Annotated in this window: 28 protein-coding genes; 13 read left to right on the top strand and 15 right to left on the bottom strand. The window is 71.1% G+C overall.

All coding sequences use genetic code 11. The annotated features are described in order from the left end of the window. Nucleotides 1-92 precede the first annotated feature (92 nt). Complete coding sequence (locus KUM49_RS45915; RefSeq protein WP_217242937.1) at nt 93-1,772, top strand: glycoside hydrolase family 13 protein; 1,680 nt, start codon at nt 93-95, stop codon at nt 1,770-1,772. Between the two features lie 24 nt (nt 1,773-1,796). On the opposite strand, the gene KUM49_RS45910 is transcribed toward KUM49_RS45915, so the two are convergent. After that, the gene (locus tag KUM49_RS45910; RefSeq protein ID WP_217242936.1) at nt 1,797-2,501 is read right to left on the bottom strand and encodes a DUF4142 domain-containing protein; all 705 of its coding nucleotides are present in this window, start codon (nt 2,499-2,501) and stop codon (nt 1,797-1,799) included. A gap of 263 nt (nt 2,502-2,764) precedes the next feature. On the opposite strand from KUM49_RS45910, the gene KUM49_RS45905 reads away from it, so the two are divergent. Continuing rightward, a complete protein-coding gene (locus KUM49_RS45905) occupies nt 2,765-3,520 on the top strand; it encodes an Ig-like domain-containing protein (protein WP_217242935.1) in 756 nt (251 codons plus the stop codon). Nucleotides 3,521-3,554: 34 nt separating this feature from the next. On the opposite strand, the gene KUM49_RS45900 is transcribed toward KUM49_RS45905, so the two are convergent. Beyond that, nucleotides 3,555-4,679 carry an aminopeptidase P family protein gene (locus KUM49_RS45900; protein WP_217242934.1) on the bottom strand — a complete coding sequence of 375 codons (1,125 nt, stop codon included), beginning with the start codon at nt 4,677-4,679 and terminating at the stop codon, nt 3,555-3,557. Between the two features lie 218 nt (nt 4,680-4,897). Between KUM49_RS45900 and KUM49_RS45895 the strand changes: the two genes are divergently transcribed. Continuing rightward, nucleotides 4,898-5,419, top strand: coding sequence for a hypothetical protein (locus KUM49_RS45895; protein ID WP_217242933.1), 522 nt, complete (start codon nt 4,898-4,900; stop codon nt 5,417-5,419). A gap of 82 nt (nt 5,420-5,501) precedes the next feature. On the opposite strand, the gene KUM49_RS45890 is transcribed toward KUM49_RS45895, so the two are convergent. Then, nucleotides 5,502-5,873 (bottom strand): DUF6479 family protein, encoded by a 372-nt coding sequence (locus KUM49_RS45890; protein WP_217242932.1) that lies wholly within the window; start codon nt 5,871-5,873, stop codon nt 5,502-5,504. Nucleotides 5,874-6,470: 597 nt separating this feature from the next. On the opposite strand from KUM49_RS45890, the gene KUM49_RS45885 reads away from it, so the two are divergent. Beyond that, nucleotides 6,471-8,129: a lysyl oxidase family protein gene (locus KUM49_RS45885; protein WP_217242931.1), complete on the top strand. Its 1,659-nt coding sequence runs from the start codon at nt 6,471-6,473 to the stop codon at nt 8,127-8,129. 103 nt (nt 8,130-8,232) lie between these two features. On the opposite strand, the gene KUM49_RS45880 is transcribed toward KUM49_RS45885, so the two are convergent. After that, the gene (locus tag KUM49_RS45880) at nt 8,233-8,592 is read right to left on the bottom strand and encodes a hypothetical protein (protein WP_308407022.1); all 360 of its coding nucleotides are present in this window, start codon (nt 8,590-8,592) and stop codon (nt 8,233-8,235) included. A gap of 128 nt (nt 8,593-8,720) precedes the next feature. Between KUM49_RS45880 and KUM49_RS45875 the strand changes: the two genes are divergently transcribed. The 5 genes from KUM49_RS45875 to KUM49_RS45855 all read left to right on the top strand — a co-directional run bounded on the left by KUM49_RS45875 (nt 8,721) and on the right by KUM49_RS45855 (nt 11,373). Then, complete coding sequence (locus tag KUM49_RS45875; protein WP_217242930.1) at nt 8,721-9,068, top strand: MerR family transcriptional regulator; 348 nt, start codon at nt 8,721-8,723, stop codon at nt 9,066-9,068. 254 nt (nt 9,069-9,322) lie between these two features. Then, a complete protein-coding gene (locus KUM49_RS45870) occupies nt 9,323-9,526 on the top strand; it encodes a cold-shock protein (protein WP_010986199.1) in 204 nt (67 codons plus the stop codon). Between the two features lie 135 nt (nt 9,527-9,661). Continuing rightward, nucleotides 9,662-9,955, top strand: coding sequence for an SCO5918 family protein (locus tag KUM49_RS45865; RefSeq protein WP_217242929.1), 294 nt, complete (start codon nt 9,662-9,664; stop codon nt 9,953-9,955). 143 nt (nt 9,956-10,098) lie between these two features. After that, a complete protein-coding gene (locus tag KUM49_RS45860) occupies nt 10,099-10,686 on the top strand; it encodes a TIGR03086 family metal-binding protein (protein ID WP_217242928.1) in 588 nt (195 codons plus the stop codon). Nucleotides 10,687-10,761: 75 nt separating this feature from the next. Then, the gene (locus KUM49_RS45855) at nt 10,762-11,373 is read left to right on the top strand and encodes a phosphoribosylanthranilate isomerase (RefSeq protein WP_217242927.1); all 612 of its coding nucleotides are present in this window, start codon (nt 10,762-10,764) and stop codon (nt 11,371-11,373) included. Between the two features lie 6 nt (nt 11,374-11,379). Here KUM49_RS45855 and KUM49_RS45850 read toward each other — a convergent pair whose 3' ends face one another. After that, a complete protein-coding gene (locus KUM49_RS45850; RefSeq protein WP_217242926.1) occupies nt 11,380-11,718 on the bottom strand; it encodes a MerR family transcriptional regulator in 339 nt (112 codons plus the stop codon). A gap of 440 nt (nt 11,719-12,158) precedes the next feature. On the opposite strand from KUM49_RS45850, the gene KUM49_RS45845 reads away from it, so the two are divergent. Beyond that, on the top strand, nt 12,159-12,533 hold the full coding sequence (locus KUM49_RS45845) for a hypothetical protein (RefSeq protein ID WP_217242925.1): 375 nt from the start codon (nt 12,159-12,161) through the stop codon (nt 12,531-12,533). A 75-nt stretch (nt 12,534-12,608) separates the two neighbouring features. Here the strand turns inward: KUM49_RS45845 and KUM49_RS45840 are convergent, their stop codons facing one another. The 8 genes from KUM49_RS45840 to KUM49_RS45805 form a co-directional block, all read right to left on the bottom strand. Next, on the bottom strand, nt 12,609-12,926 hold the full coding sequence (locus KUM49_RS45840; RefSeq protein ID WP_217242924.1) for an SCO5918 family protein: 318 nt from the start codon (nt 12,924-12,926) through the stop codon (nt 12,609-12,611). A gap of 6 nt (nt 12,927-12,932) precedes the next feature. Next, entirely contained in the window at nt 12,933-13,214 is a 282-nt protein-coding gene (locus KUM49_RS45835) for a hypothetical protein (RefSeq protein WP_217243042.1), read from the bottom strand. 132 nt (nt 13,215-13,346) lie between these two features. After that, entirely contained in the window at nt 13,347-14,927 is a 1,581-nt protein-coding gene (locus KUM49_RS45830) for a DEAD/DEAH box helicase (protein ID WP_217242923.1), read from the bottom strand. 238 nt (nt 14,928-15,165) lie between these two features. Then, the gene (locus KUM49_RS45825) at nt 15,166-15,369 is read right to left on the bottom strand and encodes a cold-shock protein (RefSeq protein WP_030939356.1); all 204 of its coding nucleotides are present in this window, start codon (nt 15,367-15,369) and stop codon (nt 15,166-15,168) included. Between the two features lie 234 nt (nt 15,370-15,603). After that, the gene (locus KUM49_RS45820) at nt 15,604-15,774 is read right to left on the bottom strand and encodes a hypothetical protein (RefSeq protein WP_217242922.1); all 171 of its coding nucleotides are present in this window, start codon (nt 15,772-15,774) and stop codon (nt 15,604-15,606) included. A gap of 34 nt (nt 15,775-15,808) precedes the next feature. Continuing rightward, on the bottom strand, nt 15,809-16,165 hold the full coding sequence (locus KUM49_RS45815) for a PRC-barrel domain-containing protein (RefSeq protein ID WP_217242921.1): 357 nt from the start codon (nt 16,163-16,165) through the stop codon (nt 15,809-15,811). A gap of 91 nt (nt 16,166-16,256) precedes the next feature. Continuing rightward, a complete protein-coding gene (locus KUM49_RS45810; protein ID WP_217242920.1) occupies nt 16,257-17,474 on the bottom strand; it encodes a cytochrome P450 in 1,218 nt (405 codons plus the stop codon). 32 nt (nt 17,475-17,506) lie between these two features. Continuing rightward, entirely contained in the window at nt 17,507-18,370 is an 864-nt protein-coding gene (locus tag KUM49_RS45805; RefSeq protein ID WP_217242919.1) for a patatin-like phospholipase family protein, read from the bottom strand. A gap of 149 nt (nt 18,371-18,519) precedes the next feature. Here KUM49_RS45805 and KUM49_RS45800 point away from each other — a divergent pair, with 149 nt between their 5' ends. Beyond that, nucleotides 18,520-19,197: a TetR/AcrR family transcriptional regulator gene (locus tag KUM49_RS45800; protein WP_217242918.1), complete on the top strand. Its 678-nt coding sequence runs from the start codon at nt 18,520-18,522 to the stop codon at nt 19,195-19,197. Nucleotides 19,198-19,272: 75 nt separating this feature from the next. Here KUM49_RS45800 and KUM49_RS45795 read toward each other — a convergent pair whose 3' ends face one another. Next, entirely contained in the window at nt 19,273-22,314 is a 3,042-nt protein-coding gene (locus tag KUM49_RS45795) for a hypothetical protein (RefSeq protein WP_217243041.1), read from the bottom strand. 399 nt (nt 22,315-22,713) lie between these two features. Here KUM49_RS45795 and KUM49_RS45790 point away from each other — a divergent pair, with 399 nt between their 5' ends. Continuing rightward, nucleotides 22,714-23,226: a hypothetical protein gene (locus KUM49_RS45790; RefSeq protein WP_217242917.1), complete on the top strand. Its 513-nt coding sequence runs from the start codon at nt 22,714-22,716 to the stop codon at nt 23,224-23,226. Nucleotides 23,227-23,356: 130 nt separating this feature from the next. On the opposite strand, the gene KUM49_RS45785 is transcribed toward KUM49_RS45790, so the two are convergent. After that, nucleotides 23,357-24,655 (bottom strand): helix-turn-helix transcriptional regulator, encoded by a 1,299-nt coding sequence (locus tag KUM49_RS45785; RefSeq protein ID WP_308407020.1) that lies wholly within the window; start codon nt 24,653-24,655, stop codon nt 23,357-23,359. A gap of 213 nt (nt 24,656-24,868) precedes the next feature. On the opposite strand from KUM49_RS45785, the gene KUM49_RS45780 reads away from it, so the two are divergent. Continuing rightward, entirely contained in the window at nt 24,869-25,636 is a 768-nt protein-coding gene (locus KUM49_RS45780) for a DUF4232 domain-containing protein (protein WP_217242915.1), read from the top strand. Nucleotides 25,637-25,638: the final 2 nt, after the last annotated feature.

Raw genomic sequence — 25,638 nt, 5'->3', positions numbered from 1 at the left:
CGGACGGCGTTCGAGTTCGCTTTCCCGACAATGTGGACAGGTACCTGAGTGCCGTTGCCCACCGTCACGACCGCCACGAGGGAGAACGCCGCGTGACCGACGCGAACCCCGAGCACCGACTCCACCTTCCCGACCTCTCCTCCAGGAACCCCGACTGGTGGCGGCAGGCCGTCGTCTACCAGGTCTACCCCCGCAGCTTCGCCGACGCCGACGGCGACGGGCTCGGTGACCTGCGCGGGATCACCCGGCGCCTGAACCACCTCGCCGCACTGGGCGTCGACGCCCTGTGGCTCAGCCCCTTCTACCCCTCCGAACTCGCCGACGGCGGCTACGACGTCGCCGACCACCGCGACGTCGACCCCCGCCTGGGCAGCCTCGACGACTTCGACGCGCTGGCCGCCGAGGCCCACCGCCTCGGCCTCAAGGTGATCGTCGACCTCGTCCCCAACCACACCTCCCACCGGCACGCCTGGTTCCGGGAAGCCCTCGCCGCCGCTCCCGGCTCGTCCGCCCGCGACCGCTATGTCTTCCGCGACGGCCGTGGCAGCCACGGCGAACTCCCGCCCACCGACTGGCAGTCCGTCTTCGGCGGCAGCGCCTGGAAACGGGTGCCGGACGGCCAGTGGTACCTGCACCTGTTCGCCCCGGAACAGCCCGACCTGAACTGGGACAACGAGGAGGTCCGCGCCGACTTCCGCACCACCCTGCGCTTCTGGTCGGACCGAGGGGTCGACGGTTTCCGCGTCGACGTCGCCCATGCCCTCGCCAAGGACCTGGAGGAACCGCTGCGCGACCTCGGCGCCCCCGAGCTCAGCAGCGAGGAGGCGCTGCCCCGGTTCCCGCCCGGCACCCATCCCTTCTTCGACCGCGACGAGGTCCACGAGATCTACCGCGACTGGCGCAAGATCCTGGACGCCTACCGCCCGCCCCGCATGGCCGTCGCCGAGGCCTGGGTCCAGGGCGCCCGGCGCGTGCGGTACGCCCGCCCCGACGAGCTCGGCCAGGCCTTCAACTTCGAGTACCTGAAGGCCGGCTGGGACGCCGCCGAGCTGCGCCAGGTCATCACCGACTCGCTGGCCACCGCGTCGGAGGCCGGCGCCTCCGCCACCTGGGTGCTGTCCAACCACGACGTGGTGCGGCACGCCTCCCGCCTGATGCTCCCGCCCGGCACCGACGACAACGCCTGGCTGCTGTCCGGCGGTCACGCCCCCGCCGTCGACCCGGCCGAGGGCCTGCGGCGAGCCCGCGCCGCCACGCTCCTGATGCTGGCGCTGCCGGGGTCCTCATACGTCTACCAGGGCGAGGAACTCGGCCTGCCCGAGGTCGCCGACCTGCCCTTCGAGGTCCTCCAGGACCCGATCTGGGAACAGACGGGACGCGTCCGCAAGGGCAGGGACGGGTGCCGGGTGCCGCTGCCGTGGACGAGCACGGGACCGTCGTACGGCTTCGGCGCGGGCGGTGCCTGGCTGCCGCAGCCGGAGAGCTTCGCGTCCTACGCCGTCGAGGCGCAGGACGGGGTCGAGGGCTCGACCCTGGAGCTCTACCGCAGGGCCCTCAGGCTGCGCCGCAAGCTGCTGGAGGGCGAGACGCTGACCTGGACGGCCGACAGTCCGGACGGCGTGCTGGACTTCACCCGCAGCGACGGCTGGCGGTGTGTCACCAACCTGTCGGGCACGGCCGTACCACTGCCGCCGGGCGAAGTGCTGCTCGCGAGCCGCCCGTTCGAGGACGGCCGGCTCGGCCCGGACACGACCGTCTGGCTCGCTCCCTAGGGACCGGCCACCCAGCCGACGGACTCAGGGGGTGATGGTCGGCGTCGCGGTCGCGGTCGGCGGAGGGGTCAGGACGACCATCGGCTCACCGGGCTGCGGCGGCGGCGGAGTCATGTCGCTCTGGGGCAGCTTCGGCGGGGTGGTCTGCTGGAAGAGGGCCTGATCGAAGTTGACCAGGCCGGTCTTCTCCATGACCGTGATGTGGTCCAGGACGGTGTTGTTGGCCTGGTCGGCCAGCTGCCGTATCAGCGAGTTCTTGGTAGTGGAGCGGATCTTCGCGATGGTGTTGAAGATCGAACCGTGTGTGATCCGCAGGATGTTCGCGAAGTTCGAGTCGAACGCGTTGCCGGTCGGCGAGGAGTCGATCTGGTTCACGAACGCGACCTGCTGCGGGCTCGCCACGTTCGGCAGGGTGATGTTCAGCAACGGGGCGATCTTGCGGCAACTGGCGTCCAGTGCCCCGTGTCCGTCGACGAGGTGCTCGGACGCGGTCTTGACCTCCGGGGCCGTCCCCTTCTTCAGGCCGATCTGCCCGAGCGGATACTCCCACAGCCCTGCCGCGCGCACAGAGACCACGAAGGCACGGTCCTGCTCGGTCAACGGCCCCCACTGCGTCTGGGCGATCACTCTGTCCTGCGCGCTGGAGACGGTGTCGAGACCAAGCATCGAGGGATAGGCCAACGCACCCAAGGTCAGGGTGAGAGCACCGCCGACGAAAAGCGTTCCCATCGTGTTCCGCGAAAAGCGCACCGTGTCTCCTGCCCGGTCGGGGGCCCGCCATGGCGGGTCGGACGTACAGAAGTACGGACGAGGATGCCCGAGAAACCTTTTGATTTGGTAAAGAATCCGCCCCGTTTCTTCCTCGCCGAAGCGGGCGGCCCACCGGCGACACCTCGCCCATACGGCCGCACAGCGCATGCCACCTGCGGAAGCCAGCCGCGAGAATCGCACGCATCGAGGGCTGGTACGCCCGGTAAGGAGCGGTGCCGACGATGAACGGGCCGAGAAGGGCAACGGGGGTCGCACTGGCGGGGATCGCGGTGGTGGGCACGATGACCGTGTCCGGGCCGCCGCCGCAGGCCGCCGCCGCCGCACCCGGGCGCGAGCTGACGGGGGCCGTCACCATCGCCCCCGGGCGGGAGGGCGTTGTCCAGGTCGCGGGATATGCGCAGGCGGCGCCGGCGGTCGGGTCCGCTCTGACGCTGACGGCTCCCGGGGGCAGCAAGGTCACGGGCGTGCCGTTCGCCGGGCGCGGCTATCGGGGGGCGGTGATGTCCGGGGGGAGCGGAGGGTCGTACACCTTCGTGGAAGACGAGGGGGTGCCAGGCGTTCCGGCGGCCTTCCCCTTCGTCCTGGCGGTGGCCTCGGACGCCGTGCCGGGGACGCGGCTTCGCGGGTGCGTGCTGCGGCTCACGGACGCGCGGGGTGCGGTGAAGGAGCGGGGCACCTGCGAGGTGACCGTCGGCCTGCCGGGACCGACGCTGACGCGTCCCGAGTCCGGGGTGCCGTTGACGGAGCGGCCGGAGGTGGCCGGTACGGCGTACCCCGGAGCCCAGGTCACCGTGCGCGACGCCCTCGAGAACGAGGTCTGCGCGACGACCGCGGCGGCCGACGGCACGTGGTCCTGCGTGCCGGGCACCGCGCTCCCGGCGGGCTCGGGCCGGCTCCAGGCGACGGCGACGCTGAACGGGGTCGGCGCGACGAGCGAGCAGATCACCATCACGGTGGGACCGGCCGGTCGGGACTGACGCGGTCGGGACCGAGGCGGTCGGGCCGAGGCGGTCAGCTCACCACGGCCATCTCGTGCGGGGTGCTGTTCAACCGCCGCCCGCCCGTCTCCGTGCACGTGACGATGTCCTCGATACGGACGCCGAAGCGGCCGGGCAGATAGATGCCGGGCTCGATGGAGAAACACATCCCGGGTACCAGCGGCCGCAGTTCGCCCGCCACGAGGTACGGCGGCTCGTGCGTGGTGACGCCGATGCCGTGGCCGGTGCGCTGGACGACGTAAGCGCCGTACCCGGCGTCCTCGATCACCGTGCGGGCCGCCTTGTCGATCTCCGCGCACGGCACGCCCGGCCGTACGGCCTCGAAGGCGGCCTGCTGGGCCCGGCGCACGATGTCGTGCACCGCGCGTTCCTCGTCCGTGGGCTCGCCCACGTGCACGGTCCGCGTGGTGTCCGAGCCGTACCCGTCCTTCAGGCCTCCGAAGTCCAGGACCACCATGTCGCCGTTCTCGATGATGCGTTCGCCGGCCTCGTGGTGTGGGTCGGCCCCGTTGGGCCCGGAGCCGACCACGGTGAAGTCGACCTGGCCGTGGCCGTGCGCGAGCAGCAGGCGGGCGAGGTCGCCGGCCACGTCGGTCTCCCGGCGCCCGGCGAAACGTACGGCGAGGATCTCCTCGTACGCCGCGTCCGCCGCCGCACCGGCCGCCGCGAGCCGCGCCAGCTCGTGGTCGTCCTTGACCGCCCGCAGCATCGGCAGCGACATGCTCAGCGCCCGGTACGTGGTGAGGGGCAGCGCCTCCTGGAGGCCGAGGAGGTGCAGGGCCCAGGTGGCGTCGGAGACGCCGTAGTGGCCGTTCGGTCGCAGCAGTCCGGCCGCCGCCGCGTACGGGTCCTGGCCGTCGCGCCACTGAGACACCCGCAGGGCGCCCGCGCCCGGGGCCGCCTCCGCGTCCGGGCGTTGTGGCGCCGGCACCAGTAGCCGGGGTTCCGACTCGGGCACCAGCACCAGCAGGGTGAGGCGTTCGGTGAGCGCGGTGGGCCGGTAGCCGCACAGCCGGACCAGGTCGGGGCCGGGCGTGACGAGCAGCCCCGAGAGTCCGGCGTCGGCCGCGTCCCGGGCGGCCCGGACCATACGGTCTTCGTAGTCGTGCTCGGTGAAGGCAACCGGTGTCTCGCTCATCGCCCTGCCTTGTCGTCGCGGTGTGCGTCACGGTCCTGCGGGCCGGCGCCTCGTGGGGCCCCACATGCCGCACGAACCCCCCGCATGCCGCACGGCCCGTGCGTGCCGCAGGTCACCCGGATGGCCCGCTCCCCTGGCGGCGCACTCCGTACCGCCCGATCGTCGAAGGGTCGTAGGACTCGAAGCATTCGCAGACTCGGAAGAAACGGGACCCGCCCATGAGCCAGCAACCGCACGCGACGCAGCCGCCGACCGGCGGAGGGCAGCAGTCGACAGGAGCGCAGCGTCAGCAGCCCGCCTGGGACGACACCCAGCGGTCGACGGGCATGCCCGCCGGCCAGTCGGCCGGGACGGGCTGGGCCACGGGCGGCGTGGTCTTCGCCGGCGTCCTGATGCTGGTGAACGGCATCCTGGCGATCTTCCAGGGCATCTCCGCGCTCGCCGAGGACGACGTGTGGGCCAATCTCGGCGACTACGTCTACAAGATCAACCTCACGGGCTGGGGCGTGATCCTGATCGTCCTCGGCGCCGTGGTCGCGCTCACCGGCGCGGGAATCCTCAAGGGCGCCGCCTGGGCACGCATGACCGGCATCTTCCTGGCGTCCCTGCACATGGTCGCCCAGTTCCTGTTCCTGCCGTACTCGCCGGTCTGGTCGATCGTCATGATCGCCGTCAACGTCTTCGTGATCTGGGCGCTGGCTGTGTACCGGCCCGCCTCCTCGGCGCGCGGCAACGCCTAGTCCGGCCGGCTCCACCCGGCGGCCGTCCCACCCGGCGGCCGGTGTCCGTCCCAGCCGACGGCCGGTCCCACCCGGCCGTCGGTCACACGTGCCCGAGGCCGCCGCCGCCGAAGGAACCGCTGGAACCGGGCAGCCAGCGCTTTCGGCGCTGGTCCTTGCCCCGCCGGGACGCGGCGGGATGGAGCTGATACGGCATGAGCCGTTCCCGGCTGTCCCCGGGCATCGGCATCTCGTCCGGCTCCCGCATCTCCCGCATCTCGCGGACCGGTCCGGTCGCGGGGAGATGCGCCTGCTCCTCGGGCCGGGGCCGGGGCGATTCCCGGTCCTGGACCCGCATCCCGAACTGCACGGCCCACACCAGCGCACCGGCGATGAACAGGCCACCGGCGAAAGCGGCGATCACGTTGAGCACGTCGCCCGACGTGGCCGCAAGGACAAACGTTGCGGTACTCATGCTTCCGATTATCGCCCATATGGGCGATAAATATGTGTCCCAGGCCACACGAATTCGACGAGCGCGCCGACCGAGCGACCCGACTTCGGTGTGGGCGGAGAAGGAAGACGGCAGACTGCCACCGTGCCGATACCAGTGGCAGTGACCGTCTTGCTCATCGTGCTCGCCTCGGCTTCCGCCGTCGTCCAAGCCCGCAGGGGTCGGTGGTGGACCGCTGTGGCGGTCCTTCTGCCTTCCTTCGGCGTGGCGGCGCTGCTTGCCGGCCTGCAGGGGCAGAGGCCGTCCCTCCTGTGGCTGGCGGGCATGCTCGTAGTGGCCGGCTTCGGGGCGGAAGGCATGGCTCACTGGAGGGCCCGGACGCCTGGGAGGGCACAGGCGGGGGAGTAGGCGGGGGAGCCGCACCGGACGCGGAGCCGGCGGCCACGGCATCGGGTTCGGCATCGACATCGAACTCGGCCACTTCGGCGCCTAGTTCGCGTCACTTCGCGGCACTCCACTTGATTTCGTTCTCACCGAGCAACCCCGGCACGGCTCCCACAGGTCTCACAGGCTGATCACAGGCTTGATCGAGAACGCACCCTGGGAGAACTCGTACCGATGAAGCACTTAAAGCGCTCCGCGCTCGCCGCCGGAGCCGCGCTCGCCGTTGTCGTCACCGGAACCGGAGCCGTCCCCGGCACCGGAGCGGAGGCGGCGGCGGCGACCCCCGGCAAGCCGCAGCTGAAGCTGATAGCCGCGTCGAACTCCGTGACGCTCGACCGCTACGAGTGGGATTCCGGCGTCTTCCTCGACCTCGGCACGTACGTCACGGTCGACAACGCGCCGCTTGAGTTCAAGGTGACCCGGAAGTCGTACAAGGACCCGGTCGTCGCCCGGCAGATCCTGCGGGACGGGACGAGCACGCGGACCAAGACCCTGCCCGCCGGGCTGGTGAAGGACTTCTCGGGGCTGACGGGCTTCCTCGACGTGACGATCACCGACGCGGCCGGCAAGGAGGTGGTGACGAGCAAGGGGACCTTCTGCCCGAACAACGCCTCCGGTCGGCTCCGTCCGGACGCCCCCGCGACCTCGCACTATCCGGAGAGCTGCCCCACCAACCCGTGGACACTGGGCTCGGTGTGGGGTGTGGAGAAGGGGTGGGCGGCCAACTCCACCACGGTCGACTACGACAAGCCGGTGGATCTGCCGGCGGGCGAGTACACGGCCAAGGTGTCGGTCGCGAAGAAGTACCGCGACCTGTTCGACATCCCCGACGACCAGCCGACCGTCAAGGTGACGGTGCGGGACATGGGTGGTGGCGGAGGGGAAGGGCTGGCCTCCGCCCGCCACGGCGGGCACGGCGCCCACACCGACGCCAAGGCCTCGGCCTCGGACTCCCACCACTACGGCCCCCGCGGCGCCGACGCACCCACGGCCCCCGCCCTCTCCCACGCCCTCGAAGACCGCGGTACGGCCCACCACCTGGGCGACGGCACCGGCCACACCGACGGCTCCCGCATCGCGCCCGCGCTCACGCCCAACGCCAAGCGGCCCACCGGCCGGACCGGCGTCGCGGCGAGCGTGCCCAAGCCGGACCTGCGGTCGCTGCCGGCGTGGGACATCGCCATCACCGACGGCGAGGACGGGGACGCGCCGGGCAAGGACTACCTCGCGTTCAGCGCGAACGTCTGGAACGCCGGTCCCGCTCCGCTCGTCGTGGACGGGTTCCGCAGCCCCGGCAAGGACCTGATGGACGCGTACCAGTACTTCTACGACGCGGACGGCAAGCAGGTCGGGTACACGCCCACCGGCACCATGGAGTGGGACCCGCGCAGCGGCCACGAGCACTGGCACTTCACCGACTTCGCCAGCTACCGGCTGCTGAGCGAGGACCAGACCAAGGAGGTGCGCAGCGGCAAGGAGGCGTTCTGCCTGGCCAACACCGACGCCGTCGACTACACGGTGAAGAATGCCAACTGGCACCCGCGCAACACCGATCTGTCGACCGCCTGCGGCGAGCAGAACTCGATCTCCGTCCGCGAGGTCCTCGACGTGGGGTCCGGCGACACGTACACCCAGTACCGTCCCGGGCAGTCCTTCGACATCACCGACCTGGCGAACGGCACGTACTACATCCAGGTGATCGCCAACCCGGAGAAGCGGCTCCAGGAGACGAACACCGACAACAACGTCGCGCTCCGCAAGGTCGTCCTGGCCGGTGAGCCGGGCGCCCGCACGGTGACCGTGCCGCCGCACGACCTGATCGACGCGCCGTAACGCCGACGACCCCCGTCACACACGCGGCCGCCGTCGGCCCCTCATCGAGGGGGGCGACGGCGGCCGTCTGACGTGTGCGTACGTGCGGAGCGGTGTCCGGGGGTCAGCCGGGCTCGTCGGTGTGTGCGCGTTGGCCCTTGGAGCGGCTGCTGACCAGCCAGTTCGAGGGCTCGGGCGATGCCTCGGCGGTGTGACCGGTGTCGACCGTCAGGTGGAGCAGGGTGCCGAATCCGTCCGGGCCCGTCGGATAGCTGCGCGGCTCGTCGCACGGGAACACCTCGCGCAGGACCAGCGCGACCCGCTGGGCGACGTCGGGGTCCGCGGCGATGATGCGGACCTCTGCGAGGCCTTCTCCCTCGGGCGGGCGGTCGGACGTCGAGCCCATGACTGTCACCAGTTTCTTCTTCTGCCGCAGGTCTGCCGCATGCCCCCGGTCGAGTCCACGGTACTCCCGAGAGGTCATCGCCCCCTGAGGGCATCGCACATCTGTGTCCGCCGCGACAGAGATTCCACCCGGGCGACTAGAGTTCTCGTGCAGGGAATCTGCCCCATGCGGCGGGCCGCGCCCCGGCGACCCGCGGGAAGGCGTACATGTCCTCGGAAGACCTGTCGCAGGCCGCCGGCCGGCTCGACGACGACCACTACCCGGCGTACACCATGGGCCGGGCGGCCGAGCTGATCGGTGCCACGCCCGGCTTCCTCCGGGCTCTCGGTGAGGCGAACCTGGTCGCTCCGAAGAGATCGGACGGCGGCCACCGCCGCTACTCGCGCCACCAGCTGCGCCTGGCCGCCCGGGCCCGCGAGCTGGTCGACCAGGGGACCCCGATCGAGGCCGCCATGCGCATCATCGGCCTCGAGGACCAGCTCGAAGAGGCCCTGCGTGACAACGGTGACCTGCGGCCGGACCGGAAACCTGACGTGGCCGGAGAAGAAAACTGATGTGACCGCGGAAGAAATTCGAGCAGATCCGGGAAAAAGATTCTCGGACGACGCGGAGCGTCTCCCACGTGCGCTTTTCCGTTAGGTCGGCACGCCGAAGTCTTCCCCTGGCGCCGCATTCTTTCCGTGCTAGGCTCGACGCAGTTGCAGTTGTGGTTACCTTTTTGCTGTCGGTTTTCCGGGCAGGTGATCATCACGGCGATGAGCGAGACTCGCGAAGTGCGAGTCCCTAGCACTGCCTCAGGAGATATGACATGGCCACCGGTACCGTGAAGTGGTTCAACGCGGAAAAGGGCTTCGGCTTCATCGAGCAGGACGGCGGCGGCGCCGACGTTTTCGCTCACTACTCGAACATTGCCACCCAGGGCTTCCGCGAGCTGCAGGAAGGCCAGAAGGTGACGTTTGACGTCACCCAGGGCCAGAAGGGCCCGCAGGCGGAGAACATCGTTCCCGCCTAATTGCTCGCACGATCGGGGCCCGCACCTTGGGTGCGGGCCCTCTTCGTTTTCCCCGAACAGGCCGTGCGGCATGCCCCCGGCCTCGCGCTTCCCCGCGCTTCCGCCATGCTCCGCCCGAACCCTGGTGAGGCACCCATGCGCTGTGTGATCGCCCGTTTCCCCTTCGACCTCGTGAAGTCCGAGGTGGAGAGCAAGATGGCCGGCATCCGTCCCGAGGAAGTCACCGGGGCCTGCGTGGTCATCGGACGCAAGGTGTACCCGGTCAAGCAGGTCGGCGAGATCATCACCCGCCAGGACCGCCGCGACTTCACCGCGGGTGAGGTGACCCGGGCCCTGGTCCGCCTCGGCTTCACCTGCCACGAGACACCCCCGCAGGCACCGCTCTCGTCCGGCTCGACGACGGAGCCCTCCGGCGGAACCGGCGCCTGACACCGACGCGTTCCCGGTCATGCCGCCCCTTTGACCAGCCCACTCACCCCGGACGACCATCTGGTCGGGCCGGGGTTCCTGTCGTGGTGTCGTTGTCGCGTTTCTTCAAGAGGCCGCCGTGTCGTCCTGCCTACCGTGGGGCCATGGAACTGGCAGCTGTGATGACCCGGGCCTCGGCCGCCGCCGTGGACATCGTGCGGGGGGTCCGGCCGGGTGACTTCGGCGGACGCACTCCGTGCCAGGAGATGACCGTCGGTGCCCTCGTGAACCACCTGATCCTCTGGACCGCCGTACGGGGACACGCCGCCGGACTCAGGCAGTCACCGCCGGAACAGGTCGCGGAGGGGTACGACTTCACCGCGGAGCCGGACTGGGCCGAGAGATACGCCGAGCGGTCGGCGGCGGCCGCCGCCGTCTGGAGCGAGCCGCGGGCGTGGGCCGGTGAGACGGGCCTCACCGGCGGTGGCCTCATGCCCGCCCCCTTCGTCGGCGGAATCCTGCTGTGTGAGTGGCTGCTGCACGGCTGGGACCTGGCCGTGGCCACAGGTCAGGACCTGCGGGTGGACGACGATCTCGCCGCGGCGGTGTACGAGAACGTGGCCGCCAGGGCCGAGACGGCCCGACGGTACGGCGTGTTCGGCCCCGAGGTCGCGGTGCCCCGGGCCGCCCCGCTGTTCGACCGCGCCCTGGGCCTGGCGGGCAGGGACCCCTCGTGGAAGCGCGGAACCTGACCGCGGGGCGGCCGGGACCACGCCGGTAACGTTGTCTCAACCGGTTCCCGTCGTCCGCCGCAATGGAGCACCAGCGTGAGCAACTCCCTGTTCGTGAAGATCTGTGGCCTGAAGACCGAGAGGGACGTCGACACGGCGGTCGAGGCGGGGGCCGACGCCATCGGGTTCGTGTTCTCGGAGAGCCCGCGCCGCATCGACGTCGCCACGGCCGCACGGCTGTGCCGACGCGTGCCGGAGGGCGTACTGACGGTGGGCGTCTTCCGCAGGGAGCCCGCGCACGAGGTGCGGTCCGTGGCCGCCGACGCGGGAATCGGCGCCGTACAACTGCACGGGCCGGAGGACCGCGGGTACTACGACGACCTGGCCACGGGCGAGTGGACGCTGATCCGGGCCGCGGCGTTCGGCGACCTGGTGCCGCGCTTCGGGGACATGGGCGAGGACATGCTCCTCCTCGACGCGCCCGTGCCGGGTTCCGGCGTCGCCTGGGACTGGAACAGCAAGCCACTGGCCGGTTCGGGGGAGAAGTGGCTGCTCGCCGGCGGCCTCAGCCCGGACAACGTCCGGCACGCCGTCGACGCCACGGACCCGTGGGGTGTCGACGTGTCCAGCGGGGTGGAGCAGAGCCGGGGGGTCAAGGACCCCGCCCTGATCAAGGCGTTCGTGAAGGCCGCCCGCGCACGGTCCTGACGCAGCTCAGCCCGAACCGCGGGACGACTGGCCCGCTGCGCGGCGGTACTCCGCGTTGATGCGCTGAGCCTCCTCGAGCTGGTCCTCGAGGATGACGATGCGGCAGGCTGCCTCGATCGGCGTGCCCCGGTCGACGAGCTCGCGGGCACGGGCGGCGATCCGCAACTGGTACCGGGAGTAGCGGCGATGGCCGCCCTCGGAGCGGAGCGGTGTGATCAGACGGGCCTCACCGATGGCTCGGAGGAAGCCCGGCGTGGTGCCGAGCATCTCGGCGGCCCGGCCCATCGTGTACGCGGGATAGTCGTCGTCGTCCAGACGACCGCTGAGCGGAGTATCTGCTGTCATGTCACCTCGTCGAACCAACGCGTCGAGGGGCCCTGGCGCCGTACGGCACCAGGGCCCCGAAGGAAATTGAACACCATCTGTCGGCCCTACTGCTGTGCCGACCTGCTACGTCCGCCGCCCGGCCCAGAAGGGCGGGACTGCGGGGATCGTGGCTGCGTGACCGGGGACCACCTTCCAATCCGGGGTCTTGCGGTACCCGTCCCGAGCACGCTCGGTCCGGGCGATCCTGATGGCGTCTGCTCCTCCGTCCTTCCTCCTACCAGGCAGTTCGTGTCTGCCGGGCTTCGCTGAACCATGTCTACGGGAGAAACGCTACCTGTGGTATCGGCCAATGTCTACTCCCTCAAAAGTAGATTTCGGCGCAGGGGGGTGCCAGGTATTCTGCGGTCCGACCGGGGGGCCGCGCAGCCCGCGCCGGCTGCCGCATAGAATCGGCTTTCATGCCGAACCCTGACGAGCTGCTCATCGCCATCTCCGCCATGGTGGAGTCGGAGCAGAGCAATCAGATGTCGCTGACCGTGGTCGTCGGAGGTGCCGTGATCACCGGCCGACTGGCACCCGAGGCCGTGTGGCGTGAGCGGGTGTCGGAGGTGCTGAAGGACTCGGACCATCTGGGCCCGTTCGCCGACGTCTTCACCGCGGGCCGGGCGGAGCGCCGGCCCGAACCCGGCGAGACGCCCACGCATCTGCACTTCCATCTGGCCCGGATCCTGCAGGGCACCGTCGGGATCCCCGACACGGGCGGAATGTACCGGGTCGCTATCAAGGACGTCAGCGCCTGGACCGTGGGCGACTTCAGCTACTCCGACCAGTGAGAACAGCAGTGAGGGCCCTGCCGACATCGGTCGGCGGGGCCCTCACTGTCGTCCTGAGGCGGCTTGCGCCCGTCCTCACGCCTCCTGGTGCTCGGGGGTGCCGAGCAGCGCCGAGGCGGTCTGGAGCGGGCTGAGGACCGGTGCCACGGGCACGGCTTCGGGGTGCTCGTGACAGGTGAAGCCGAGGCGGGCCATCGCGCGGGTGACCTCACCGGCGGAGAAGTCGCGGCGGTCCTGACGGGTGATGATCTCGCCCACCTGCTTGACGGGGTACCGGCGGCGGCCGATGGTCACGGACTCACCCGTGACGAGTTCGGGCTTGATGCCCTTCATCGAGTCCAGGACCCCCATCTTCGTGAGGTCGAAGGGGTAGCGGGCGATGACACAGCGCATGATGCCTCACAGGGAGAAGGGGAACGGACTGACCGCGTGTCCGCCGAGGATGTCCCGCAGCCGGATCCGGTCCGTATACGTGGAGCCGGCCCGGAGGCGGGCGAGCTGGGCCCGGGTGATCGAGCCGGTGCTCTCGTCGTCCCCGTCGCACACGAGCAGATACTGGACACGGGCGCCGGCCATGACCGACAGCGCCACTTCGACCGTCATGTCGTCACAGACCCGCGGCCCGGACACGTCCACGTCGACCACAGTAGTGGTGGCGGGAACCGCCGAGTGCCGCTGCATCTGAACCGATGTCAAAGAGTGCCTCCTGCGAGATGGTGGACAGGGCGGAGGAGGAGAGGCGCCGGTGAGCGGGGGACGGCACGCCGCATGGGCGTGCCGTCCCCCGCTCACCGTAAGAACGCCGGACAGGTCCTAGGCCGCCGAGCCGTAGGAGGTCCTGCGGCTCGCGGTGCGGCGTCCGGCCTCGCCGGCGGACCGGCTCTGACCGCCACGGCTCTGGCCGCTCTGGCCGCCACGGCCCTGTCCGCCCTGGGTACCGCTCTGACCGCTCTGGCCGCCCTGCGCGCTGCCACGGCCACGACGGCCCCGGGAGGAGGACGAGGACGCGGAGCGACGGGGGCGTTCCACCACCGGGTTGGTGATGACCACCGGGATGCCGGACGGAGCCTGGGCGCCGGTGATACGGCTCAGCTCCTCCTCGCCCGAACGCACCGGGGTCACCGTGGCGTTGATGCCGGCCGACATCATCAGCCGGGTCATGTCGCGACGCTGATCGGGCGTCACCAGGGTGACGACGCTGCCGGACTCGCCCGCACGGGCCGTACGGCCGCCGCGGTGCAGGTAGTCCTTGGGGTCGGTGGGCGGGTCCACGTTCACGACCAGGTCGAGGTTGTCGACGTGGATGCCACGGGCCGCCACGTTGGTCGCCACCAGCACCGTCACATGCCCGTCCTTGAACTGGGCGAGCGTCCGGGTGCGCTGCGGCTGGGACTTGCCGCCGTGCAGGGCCCCGGCGCGGACGCCGCTGCTCAGCAGGTGCTTGGTCAGCCGGTCCACCGCGTGCTTGGTGTCCAGGAACATGATCACGCGGCCTTCGCGGGCCGCGATCTCGGTGGTCGTCCGCTGCTTGTCCGTGCCGTGGACGTGGAGCACGTGGTGCTCCATCGTGGTGACCGCGCCCTGGGACGGGTCGACGGAGTGCACCACCGGGTCGGTCAGGTAGCGGCGGACCAGCAGGTCCACGTTGCGGTCCAGGGTGGCCGAGAAGAGCATCCGCTGGCCGTCGGCGCGCACCTGGTCGAGCAGGGCGGTGACCTGGGGCATGAAGCCCATGTCCGTCATCTGGTCGGCCTCGTCGAGGACCGTGATGTCGACGTCGTCCAGTCGGCAGTCGCCGCGGTCGATCAGGTCCTTGAGCCGGCCGGGCGTCGCCACGACGACCTCGGCGCCGCCGCGCAGCGCGCCGGCCTGCCGGCCGATCGACATTCCGCCGACCACGGTGGCCAGCCGCAGCTTCACGGCGCGGGCGTACGGGGTGAGCGCGTCGGTGACCTGCTGGGCGAGCTCGCGGGTGGGCACGAGGACCAGGGCGAGCGGCTGCCTGGGCTGGGCGGTGCGACCCGCCGTGCGGGCCAGCAGCGCCAGGCCGAAGGCGAGGGTCTTGCCCGAGCCGGTGCGGCCACGGCCGAGGACGTCACGGCCGGCGAGCGAGTTCGGCAGCGTCGCGGCCTGGATCGGGAACGGTACGGTCACGCCCTCGTGGCCCAGTGCGGCCAACAGCTTCTCCGGCATGTCGAGTTCGGCGAACGCCTCGACGGCGGGCAGGGCGGGGGTGACGGTCTTCGGCAGGGCGAACTCGCCCTGCACTGCGGTCTGTCGACCGCCGCGGCCGGGATTGCCGCGCTTCTTGGAGGCCGAACCCGAGGACATGCCTCCGGTGCGGGTACGGGCGAAGCGGTCGTTTGTACGGGTGCGCGTGTGGGCGCGGTTCATAGGGAACCTTCCTTGATGCGGCACGTACCAAGGAATTCCCGCAGCAGGTGAGCAGCGCAGAGAATTGCAAGAACGAGCCGAATGTGAATTCCAACCGATATGGTCTAGCAATGGATATCGGAAATTCGATATCCGGTTTCGGGCGCGGTATTTCTACGCGGCGCCCGGGAACGCAGCGAGCTGGGGCCCGCACCCCAAGGTGCGGGCCCCAGCTGCGAAGTCAGCGTCTGATTCAGTGTCAGGCGGGGACGATGTTCTCGGCCGTCGGGCCCTTCTGGCCCTGAGCGATGTCGAAGGACACCTTCTGACCCTCCTGAAGCTCACGGAAGCCCTGGGCGGCGATGTTCGAGTAGTGGGCGAAGACGTCGGGGCCGCCGCCGTCCTGCTCGATGAAGCCGAAGCCCTTTTCCGCGTTGAACCACTTCACGGTGCCAGTAGCCATGATGTTCTCCTTTGGGACGGTGTTCGGAGTTCGCCGTGTGCGGACTCCGGTCGCCGTGATGATCAGCCCGTCGGAAAGAACCTTCTGGCAACCACACCTGCAACTGAGATCGACAGTAGCAGGTCGCGATCGGGCGTGCACGGTCGATGATTTCGCCTGGTCGGCCGATGCGGGAATACTCATCGCGCGTCGCGTCGATTTCTCACTTCACGGTCACAGATATTGCTCTCGTGGTCAGCGAATCGGCCGTCGGCGGACCCGCCGGGCCCCTCGTGCCGTGATGAAGACCACATCGGCCACGAACAGCACGATGCCTATGGCGAGCAGGTATCCCAGACCGTCCGCCGCGGCGCCGATGATGCCCAGCGCGACGGCCACCAGGACGAGCAGCAGGAAGATCACCATCGGCTCGCACACCTCCCGGTGCCGCGGATGAGGGTCAGCGGCGCGCGAGTTGGCGTTCGCCGTTGACGCCGGGCCGGTAGGGCATGCCGTAGTGCTGGAAGATCGCTTCCTCCTGCTCGGCGGGCAGTACGTCGTCCGTCCCGATGGAAGGGGCCTTCCGCACCTCCCCCTTGGGGTGGGAGACCTTGACGTAGCCGGGGCCGAGGACGGCCTCGTCGAGCGGGACGAAGACCAGTCGCCGGCGGGAGGGCAGTCCGGTGCGGACCGTGACCACGGCCGGTTCGTCGGTGGTGGTGTCCACGTAGACCGCTTCGAGCATGCCGATCCTGTGGCCCTTCGGGTCGACCACGTCATGGTTGCGCCACTCGCGGATGTCGGCTGAACGGATCATGCCTGCTCCCTGTGTGCTGGCCCACTTGCCATCGTAGGACCGGCGCCCCTTTCCGGCATCACCCGCGCACGGCCTCCGCGCAGATGGCCCCTCAGCCCAGCCGGACCGGCAGTTCGGCCAGGCCCCGCAGCAGTGTGCTGGTCCGCCAGGTGAGTGTCGCCGGATCGGTGACGAGGGTGAGGGAGGGGCGGTGTGCCAGGAGCAGGCGTACGGCGGTCTCGGCTTCCAGGCGGGCCAGCGGGGCGCCGAGGCAGTGGTGGAGGCCGTGGCCGAAGCCGAGGTGGCCCTGGACGCGCCGGGTGATGTCGAAGCGGTCCGGTTCGGGGAAGTGCAGCGGATCGCGGGAAGCCGCGGCGAGGGAGACCAGGACCGCGTCGCCGGTGCTGATGCGGGTGCCCGCGAGGTCCAGGGGCTCGGTGGCGAAGCGGAACGCCGAGGCGTGGACCGGTGAGGTGTGGCGCAGCGACTCCTCGACGGCTTGGCCGGTCAGCCCGGGGTCGGCGCGGAGCAGGCCGAGCTGGTCCGGGTGGGTGAGCGGGCCGTGGAGGGTGCCGGAGATCAGGTTGACCGTCGTCTCATGGCCGGCGACGAGGATGAGGAAGGCCATGCCGAGGAGTTCCTCGTCGGTGAGGGGCGCCTCGTCCACTGTCGTGCCGTCGGCGGCCACCGGCTCGCGGGACGCCGCGGCCAGATCGCTGAGCAGCGTGCCGTCCGGAGTGTGCGCCTTGCGGTCGATCAGCTCGGTGAGACAGCCGGCCAGCGCCCCCGCGGCCGAGGCCGCCGCCTCCTGAGAGGTGGGCATGACCAGCTCGTTCGACCAGGTGTGGAAGGCGGCACGGTCCGCCGCGGGGACGCCGAGGAGATCGCAGATCACCGTCACCGGCAGCGGGAGCGCGTACCGGCTCACCAGGTCCGCGGTCCCTCGCGCGGGCAGCGCGGCGAGCAGGTCACGGGCGGTGTCCTCGATCCGCGGGCGCAACGCGGCGACCCGGGCGGGCGCGAAGTGGCCGGCCACCAGCCGGCGCAGCCGGGTGTGCTGAGGGGGATCGCTCTGGAGCATGTTGCGGCCGAGGGCGTGGCCGCCGTCGGTCCGCCAGGACGAGGAGTGCCGGATGTCGTTGCGCAGGCGGGGGTCGGTCAGCGCGGCACGTGCCGCGTCGCGGGTCACGACCAGCCAGCACTCCCCGCTTCCCGGGACGAGCACGCGATGCACGGGGCCCTCGGCGCGCAGGGCCGTATAGAGGGGATACGGGTCACGCGTCAGGTCGTGGCCGTCGGGGGCCAGCTCCTCCAGGGTGGGGGCCTGCATGACATCGCCTTTCGTCGGGGGCCGTCGGTTCGCTATCGCTCGCTGCGACGGCCGTGCCACACGTCGGCCACGGTGTCCGCGAGTGCGGTGCCCTGGGCGTGCCCGGCGAGGGCGGCGTCCAGGCGGCGGGAGTCGGCGGTCAGGTCGCGGCCCATGGCCCGGCGGGAGGCGCGGTCCGGGGCCAGGAGCGTGACGGCGACCCCCTCGGCGGCGAGTGCGGCGGCCTCCTGCCGCGCGTGGGGATGCGGTCCGACGGCGGACGGAACCGGTGCCACGGCCACCACCCGCCGACAGCCGCGGGCCAGGTGCAGGTTGGTGGTGGACCGACTGCCCCCGTCCATCCACCGGCGACCGGCAGCCGTGACGGGCGGCCAGACCAGGGGCACCGCGCAGCTGGCGGCGACCGCCTCGGCCAGGGTGAGCGTCGAGTCCGGGCCGAAGGTCTCCACCTGCCCGGTGAGGGCATCGACCGAGGCGATGCGCAGGTCGCGCGCGGGCCAGTGCGATGCCCCGCGCAGCAACGGCCGGAGGACTTCCGGCAGGCCGGGTCCGGGGGTGGGCCGGGCGGCCAGGGCGGCGCGGCCGAGACGGCGTACGGAGCGGTCGGGGTCGCGGGAGCCGAGCGCCGCCCACAGGAAGCGGAGGGTCTGGGCCGCGGTGACGCTCATGACCAGCCGGTCGGCGCCGGTGAGTTGACGCTCGTACATCTCGCGAGACGGCTCCCCGCACGCGAGCCGGGAGCCGAAGACCGCGCCGGCCGAGGTGCCGATGACGACGTCGGCCCGGTCCAGGTCGACGCCGGCGTCCGTGAGCCCGGCGAGCACGCCGGTCATCCAGGCGCCGCCGACGGGGCCGCCACCGCCGAGTACGAGTGCCGTGCCGCCCGTGCCCTTCATGTCCTGCCCTCCGCACACCAAAAATGGGGAGTAGTCCCTGTTTCGGATTCAGACGATAACATCGCCGCCGGGGAGTGCTCCCCACTTCCGGGATTCCCGGCCTCGTGGATTCCCGGCCTCGTGGATTCCCGGCCTCGTGTGGAGGGATGATGACCGTCGAAGGACACCGTGCGACGCCCCCACGGCGACGCGACGCGCGGCGCAGCTGGGAACTCCTGGTGGCCGCGGCACAGGAGGTGTTCGCCGAGCAGGGACTCGAAGCGCCGCTGGACGTGATCGCCCGCCGGGCGGGCGTCGGAAACGCGACGCTCTATCGGCACTTCCCCACTCGCGCCGCCCTCATCGACGCCGCCTTCCGCGATGTGCTGACGGACACGATGACCGCGGGTGAGCAGGCCCGGACCGCGTCGGACGCGTGGGAGGGCCTGAACGCGTACCTCCAGGCCGTCTTCACCACGCTGGCCGCCGACCGCGGCACCAACGACCTCATGACCACCCGGCTGGAGGGCGTGGACGCGCTGCAGGCCGTGCACGTCCACAACCGGGAGACGGTGGAGCTCCTGCTGCGGCGCGGCCGCGACGAGGGCACGGTTCGCGCCGACGTCACCGTCGAGGACGTCCTGTTCGCCCTCGCGGCCCTCGGCCGCGCCGTTCCGGCCCTGGCGACCGCGACGGCCTCCGACGCCTGGCGTCGCCCCCTGGCCCTGCTCCTCGCCGGCCTGCAGACCTCGCCGACGGCCTCACGGCCCCTTCCCGGCCCGGCCCTCACCCCTGACCAACTCGGTGATGTTCTTCAGGAGTTGGGCCCGCATCGCAACAGCAGATAACAGCAGATGGCAGCAGACAACAGGAGAAAGCCCCCAGGCCGATGAGGCCTGGGGGCTTTTCTCCTACTACTGCTGCTACTTCTGCGGAGACGGGGACGCCGTCGCGGCGTCCGAGGGCTTGCCCGGCAGGGGCTCGAAGGCCAGGGCGTCCCAGGCGATCGAGTCGTCGCCGGTGCCGTCGGCCGTGTCCGAGCTCAGGGAGACGCTCGGGGTGCCGTGGAACTCGTACGAGTCCAGGGAGACCCAGGCGTTCTTGCCGCCGGTGTCCTGGGAGATCGTCTTGTCCACGACCGTGCCGTCACCGAGGTCGATGCGGTAGGTCGCCTGGCCGGTGTTGGCCTCGTGGTCGGGCAGGTGGACCATGACCCGCGCCCAGCCCTTGATCGACCGGTCGGGCGTCCAGGTGCCGGTGACGACCGAGTCGGTGAAGGTCGGCACCCGGGTGTGGGTGAACCAGAAGTGACCGCCGAAGCCGGAACCGAGCTGATGGAAGTCGATCTTCGAGGGGTAGACGGTCGCGCCGTTCTGCACCGCGGAGCCGAAGGTGAACGTCAGGGTGCCCCGGCTGGTCCAGTTCTTCTGGTCGGCGCAGGGGTTGGTGGCGCCCACCCGGAACTTCACCGTGTTCGGCACGTCGTCGACGATCAGCGCGTTCGCCGGGAGGGTCGAGGTGCAGGACGCCGGACGGGGTGACGTGGCCTTCGGTTCGGGGTCGGTCGCCTGGTAGGCCAGGACCTCGGTGCCGCACGTGGTGGTGCAGTCCGTCCAGGTCGACGACTGGTGCCACCAGCACTTGAAGTCGTCGCGCTGGCAGGGGCCTTCGGGCTGGCTCGAGCCTTCGACCTTGTGCGGCTTGGAGGTGTCGCACTCGTTGTCGGCGGGCTTGCAGAAGGTGTCGTGCGGCGGTTCGGCGTCCGGTGCGCCGGCGGGCCAGTCGCCGACGGTGAAGGCCGCACCGGACGCGCCGGTCGCCGGGTCGGTCTTCTGCTGGGAGTACGCGGCCCAGCCCAGGACCCGCTCGGGGTAGGTCCACAGATTCGGGTTACGGGCGTCGTCGTAGCCGGAGGACAGGAACATCTTCCGGTCCGGCGGGTAGAGGCCGTTGGCCGGGTTGTTGAACCAGCCCAGGCCCCAGGGGGCGGTGGCGTCCGACGCGCTCGGCTCGTTGAAGCCGCTGTTGTACGCCCACAGGGCGTACCACCAGTTCTCCAGGTACTGCGGGTCACCGCCGTTGGCGAGGATGCCGTGCGTGTACAGCTGGTTCCACTTGCCCTGGAGGATCTGCAGACCGGCGGCGATGTTGGCCGCGTAGTCGACGGTGATCGCCTTCTGCTGCTCGGCGGTGTAGGTGGTGTCCGAGCGGGCCATTCCGCTGGTCACCTGGGAGATGCCGTAACCGCAGTCCACAGCCGACCAGTCGACGGTGTGGACGCTGCCGCCGTTGCCGTAGTAGCCGCCCTGGATGAAGTTGCCGCTCTCGCCGGCGGCCGCCCGGGAGGTGGCCTGTACGAGGTTGGACTCCTGGGTGAGCACGCCGAGCATGATCTGCGCGGGCACCCGGCCACCGCCCTTGAGCTCGACGGGCGGGAACATCCCCTGGGGGGTGTACGACGAGAGGTCCGTGCCGTTCCATCCGCTGCGGCGGCGGACGTCGAGCTTGCCCTGTACGGCGAGGTCCGTCGCCCATTCGACCATGGCCGGTGACGGCTGGAGCGCCTGGAGGCCGGGGTCGTTGCGGGTGACGGCGCAGGTACGGTCCGGGTCGGTGGTGGTGTGCTCCGGGTCGTCGTCGACGCTGTCGAGCCGCATGCCGGCCGAGGGGCTGCTCAGGCTGTTCGTGCGCATGCCGGTGGACGCACTGTCGAGGCTGTCGGTGTGCATCCCGGCCGACGGGCTCTCGCCGCTGACCGCGGTGGTGAGGGCGGCCAGGGCCGGGGACTGCTCGGTGCCCTGCCCCTGCTGGGGCGCCTTGGGCTTCACCCGGAAGTCGAAGGTGGCGCCGGTGCCCGGGGCCAGGGCGTTGATGCCGACCGGCTGGGCGGTGCCCGCGGCGAGGGCCCTGCCGACGCCCTTGCCGCCGGCCGCCTCCGCGCCGTTGCCGACACCGGTCAGGGCGAGAGCGCCGGTGGTGGACACCTCGGACGAGGCCGGGACGTCGAGGACCTTCCAGCCCTTCGGCCAGCTCTGGGGAGCGTTCTCCGTCGAGTTCTGCGGAGAGTCCTGCGGAGAGTCCTTCGCAGAGTTCTCCGGGAGTGCGGAGCCCCGGATGTCGTCCTGGGCGTCCGTCCCGGTGACGAAGACGCGGCCGCCGGTGCCGTGCACCGCCAGTGAGCCGAGCGCGCCGGAGCCGAGCAGCCGGTCGGAGCCGCCCTCCGTGACCCGGCGGACCTGCACCTTCTTCCCGGCGGCCGGGGCCTGGTAGGCGAGGCCGCCGTGTGCGTCCGGCACCAGCCGGAAGGGTGTTCCCGCCGTACGGGCCAGGGTGTGGACGTCTCCCTCACGGTTCACCGAGACCACCGAGGTGCCGTTGGCCGCCGCGATGCCGGTGCCGAAGGGCACGGCGGAGGTCAGCTGGCCGGGGACGGTCTGCTGACGCGTCAGTTTCCCCTGCCGTGCGTCGACGGTGAGCAGTTGGGTGCCCTCGCCCTGCGGCCTGGAGAGCACGGCCTGCTCGCCGTCCCCGCAGCCGGGGTTGAAGTAGGCGAGGGAGACCAGTTGCGGCAGCTTGGTCACGGTGCCGTCGGCCAGGTCGACCACGGCCGCGAAGGCGCCCTGCTGGAAGCCCTGCTGATCGTTGATCGCCTGCCGGGGCGCGTAGACCACCACGGCGCGGTCGCCCGACGCGGTCACACAGTTCTGCCCGATCCACTGGTCGGTGTCGATGCCCGGCTCGGACAGGGTGGCCGCGGTGCGCCAGGCGTAGGCGTGCGCGGCGTCGGCGACCAGTACGTGCAGTCCGGTGCCGTCTCCGTCGTACGTGACGATGCGGTCGTCGGACTGCCGCCATCCCGAGGGCAGTCGGGAGGTGTCGGTCACCCGGTCCGGCGGTGGCGTGGTGCCGGTCGGGGAGGAGGGGTCGGTGAAGGCCGCCGACGCCAGCGGGGCGACGAGCGCCATCGCCACCACGGATGTCGCGCCGGCCGCGAGTATTCGACCGCGTCGGCTCTTCGGCACCCGCCAGCGGTGCCTTCCTCCTGCAGTTTCACGAGAAGTGCGCAAGGCATTCCGTCCGGGTTCACTTGTCAAGGTCTGGTACCGGCTTTGATGGTTCCCCCGGGCCGGTGAAGCGGAAGCTATCAGTCCATATGGCGGCAGTTGACGCCCGAGGACCCCTACCGGGGGGTATCCACGAAACATCCACGAGAGGTGAGGAAGTCTTCATCTCCCGCTCTCGGGCGCCCAGTTGGCGCAGGTTCTCCTACCGTCCGTATCGTCCGTACGGCCGATCCGCCGGGTGCCGACCGCGGCCTACGATGCGGTCCAGTTCACTCAAGCGAATCCGAAGGATCAGCGAACGTGTCGTCGAAGAACAGTCGTCTCAGGGTCGCTCTCGTGGCCCTCGTCGTGGCCGTGGCCGGTCTGGCCGCGGCCGGGCCCGCCGCCGCAGCCGCCCAGCAGGCCCCCGCGGCCGTGTCCACGGCCCTGCCCGAGCAGGCGCCCGCCGTACTCACGGGCTTCGTCGACCTGCCCACGAGCCCCCTCCCGGCCGACAGCCGTAAGCACAGGTTCACGGTCACCTACCGCAACGACTCCTCGGTGGACCAGGTCGTCGCCCCGCAGCTCCTGGTGGAATCACCGGACGCGGGGCCCTTCCTGGAGCCCTCGGACGTAAGGGTCGAGCGCCGCACCGCGACCGGCTGCTGGGAAGCCGTCCAGCTCGGCAGCCAGACCGGCACGCTGTACACCGACCTCTCGACCGCACAGCGCACGCTGCACGCGGGCGACACCCTCACCGAGCACTACCGCCTCACCGTCCTCGACCCGGCCGCCGAGGGCACGGTGCACCCGCGGGTGGCCCTGTACGGCTGAGCCTGACGACTGATCACCTCCGCACATGACGAGAAGACCCGGGTCTCGGGCCCGGGTCTTCTCGCGTGCTTCAGGAGGTGCCCGTCAGAGACAAGGCCGTAGCGGGCCTCGTCCGCCGCCCGCCGGGCACTCAGCCGGGAACGTGGGGACTCCACTCGTCCCGCGTCCACTCGGAGTCACCGAGCGGATAGTTGTACGCGGGCCGTCCCACGTTGCCGCTCGTGCGGAAGGGGTTGCCCCGGTCGTCGATGCGCAGGGTGCCCTGCTTGCCGCCGCTGGACCATTCCAGCTCCAGGTACCAGCTCACGTTGTGCGCCCGCGCGTCCGCGAAGATGTGGAAGACCTCGGGATCGGACTCACTCACCTTGTACGGGAAGTCCCGCTGCCCGGCCTTGGGGGAGACCGCGGGCCGCCCGGCGTCGAGGTCCACACCGAACGCCGCCGTGTCCACGCCGCCACCGCACCCGACGCCCATCGCGAAGTCGTTCCAGGAGAGCGGCGCGCTCTTCTCCACCACCCGCACATGCAGTTCATCCAGGACGACGGTGGCCTTCCCGGTGCCCTGCACGGTCACCGCGAGCATCTGCCGCCCGCCGGCGACCCCGCCGAGCGCGGTGACCCATCCGCGCGCGTCGGGTTCGCCCGGCGGCGGAGGCACCTGTTCGGGCTTCTTGTCGACGAGGTAGTGCTGGCTGCACGGCCCTTCCCACTTGTACGGATCGACCGCGACGGCGGGCGCGGTGGCCCCGTCCTCGGCACCGCCCCCCTGGGCCGCCCCGGCCGCCGCACCGCTCCGGGAGGCGGAGGCGGAGGCAGAGGCGGAGGCGGAAGCCGTGGGACTGCCGCTGCGCGAGGCGGACGGCGAGGCCGACCTGTCCTTCCTGCCCGCCGACTCGGAAGGGGCGGGACTGTCGTCGACGGACTCGGAGGCGGAGCCCACGGACTTCTTCCCGCCCTGGTCGTCGTCGCCCGTGCCGGGCACGAGCTGCGCCACGAGCGCGGCCGACACGAGGGCGGCCGCAACGGCGGCACCGACGAGGACGGCGGCACGCCGCCGCGCCACGGGCGTCTTGGCCGGAGCCCGCCGCTCGACCTCGGGCACGGCCTCGTCCGCCGCCGCCGGGGTCCCGTCCCCCGCCGCCGTCGGCACCGTCCGCGGCTCCTCCGCAGCGCCCCCGTCCGCCTTCTGCCCTCGCCGGGCATCCGCGAGGACCCACCGCCGGTGCAGCTCCACCAGCTCCTCGGGTGTCGCCCTGCAGACCCGCGCGAACCGCTCCACGGGCGCGTAGTCCGTCGGTACGGCGTCCCCGTTGACGTATCGGTGGAGCGTGGACGCACTCGTGTGCAGCCGCTTCCCGAGCACCCCGTAACTGAGCCCGGACCGCTCCTTCAACTGCCCCAACAGCGCCGAGAACTCGTCCCCCGCCACCGTTCCTCCCACTCCCCACGTCCCGGGACCCCGTTCCAGGGGCAGGTCATTCCCCCAGGTCAGAGCCATTGCAAGCGTTCCAGCGTCCCGTATGCCCCGGCAGTCGTGGCGGCCGGGACGGATCACCGCACAAGCTTGGGCCATCCAAGCACGCCGCTCCCGGCACCCGGTCGAGCGGCCCGCAACACCCGTACACACCAGGGGGATTCACTCATGTCCGCACGCACCACCCGCGTCCAGATGCTCGCCGCCGCGATCACCATCGCCACGCTGACCCTGACGGGGTGCAACAACGGAGAAGGCGTCCACGACGAGGGGGCGTCGGCGGGCTCCGCGTCCACGTCGGCGCCGGCGGCCTCCAAGACGCCGTCGCCCAAGGCGAGCGGCGGAACGTCCACGGGGGCGGGACAGACCGACGCCGCGGGCTCGGCCGGCGGTGCGGGCGGTACGACCGGTTCCACGGGCACGTCGGGTTCCGGGAGCTCGGGCTCCTCGGGTTCCCAGGGCACCGCGGGTTCCTCCGGCAACTCGGGCAACTCGGGCACCTCGGGTTCGAAGGACTCGGCGTCCGTCCCCGTCGCCTGCTCCAGCACCGCCACCCGGACGACCGCCACGGTGGTCTCCCGTCCCCTGAACCACCTCCTCCTCACCGTCACCAACACCGGCTCGAAGAACTGCAACCTCACCGGCTACCCCGTCGTCCGGTTCGGCGAGGCCCAGTCCGTCCCGCCGGCCTTCGAGGACTCCAAGCCGCAGGCGGTCGTCACACTGGCCCCCGGCGAGTCCGGCTACGCGAGCGTCCTCCTCGCGGCCGCGGACGGCAGCGGCTCCAACGGCTACACCGCCACGTCCCTCACGGTCTCCCTCGGCAACGGCGCGGGCACCGCCCGCCCGTCACTCCCCGCGAAGGGCGTGTACGTCGACGACTCGATCGGCGTCTCGTACTGGCAGTCGACCATGGCCGACGCCCTGGCCTGGTGACA

The sequence above is a fragment of the Streptomyces sp. AC555_RSS877 genome (genome assembly GCF_019049245.1).
Taxonomy (GTDB): domain Bacteria; phylum Actinomycetota; class Actinomycetes; order Streptomycetales; family Streptomycetaceae; genus Streptomyces.
This window is presented reverse-complemented; position numbering and strand designations above follow the sequence as displayed.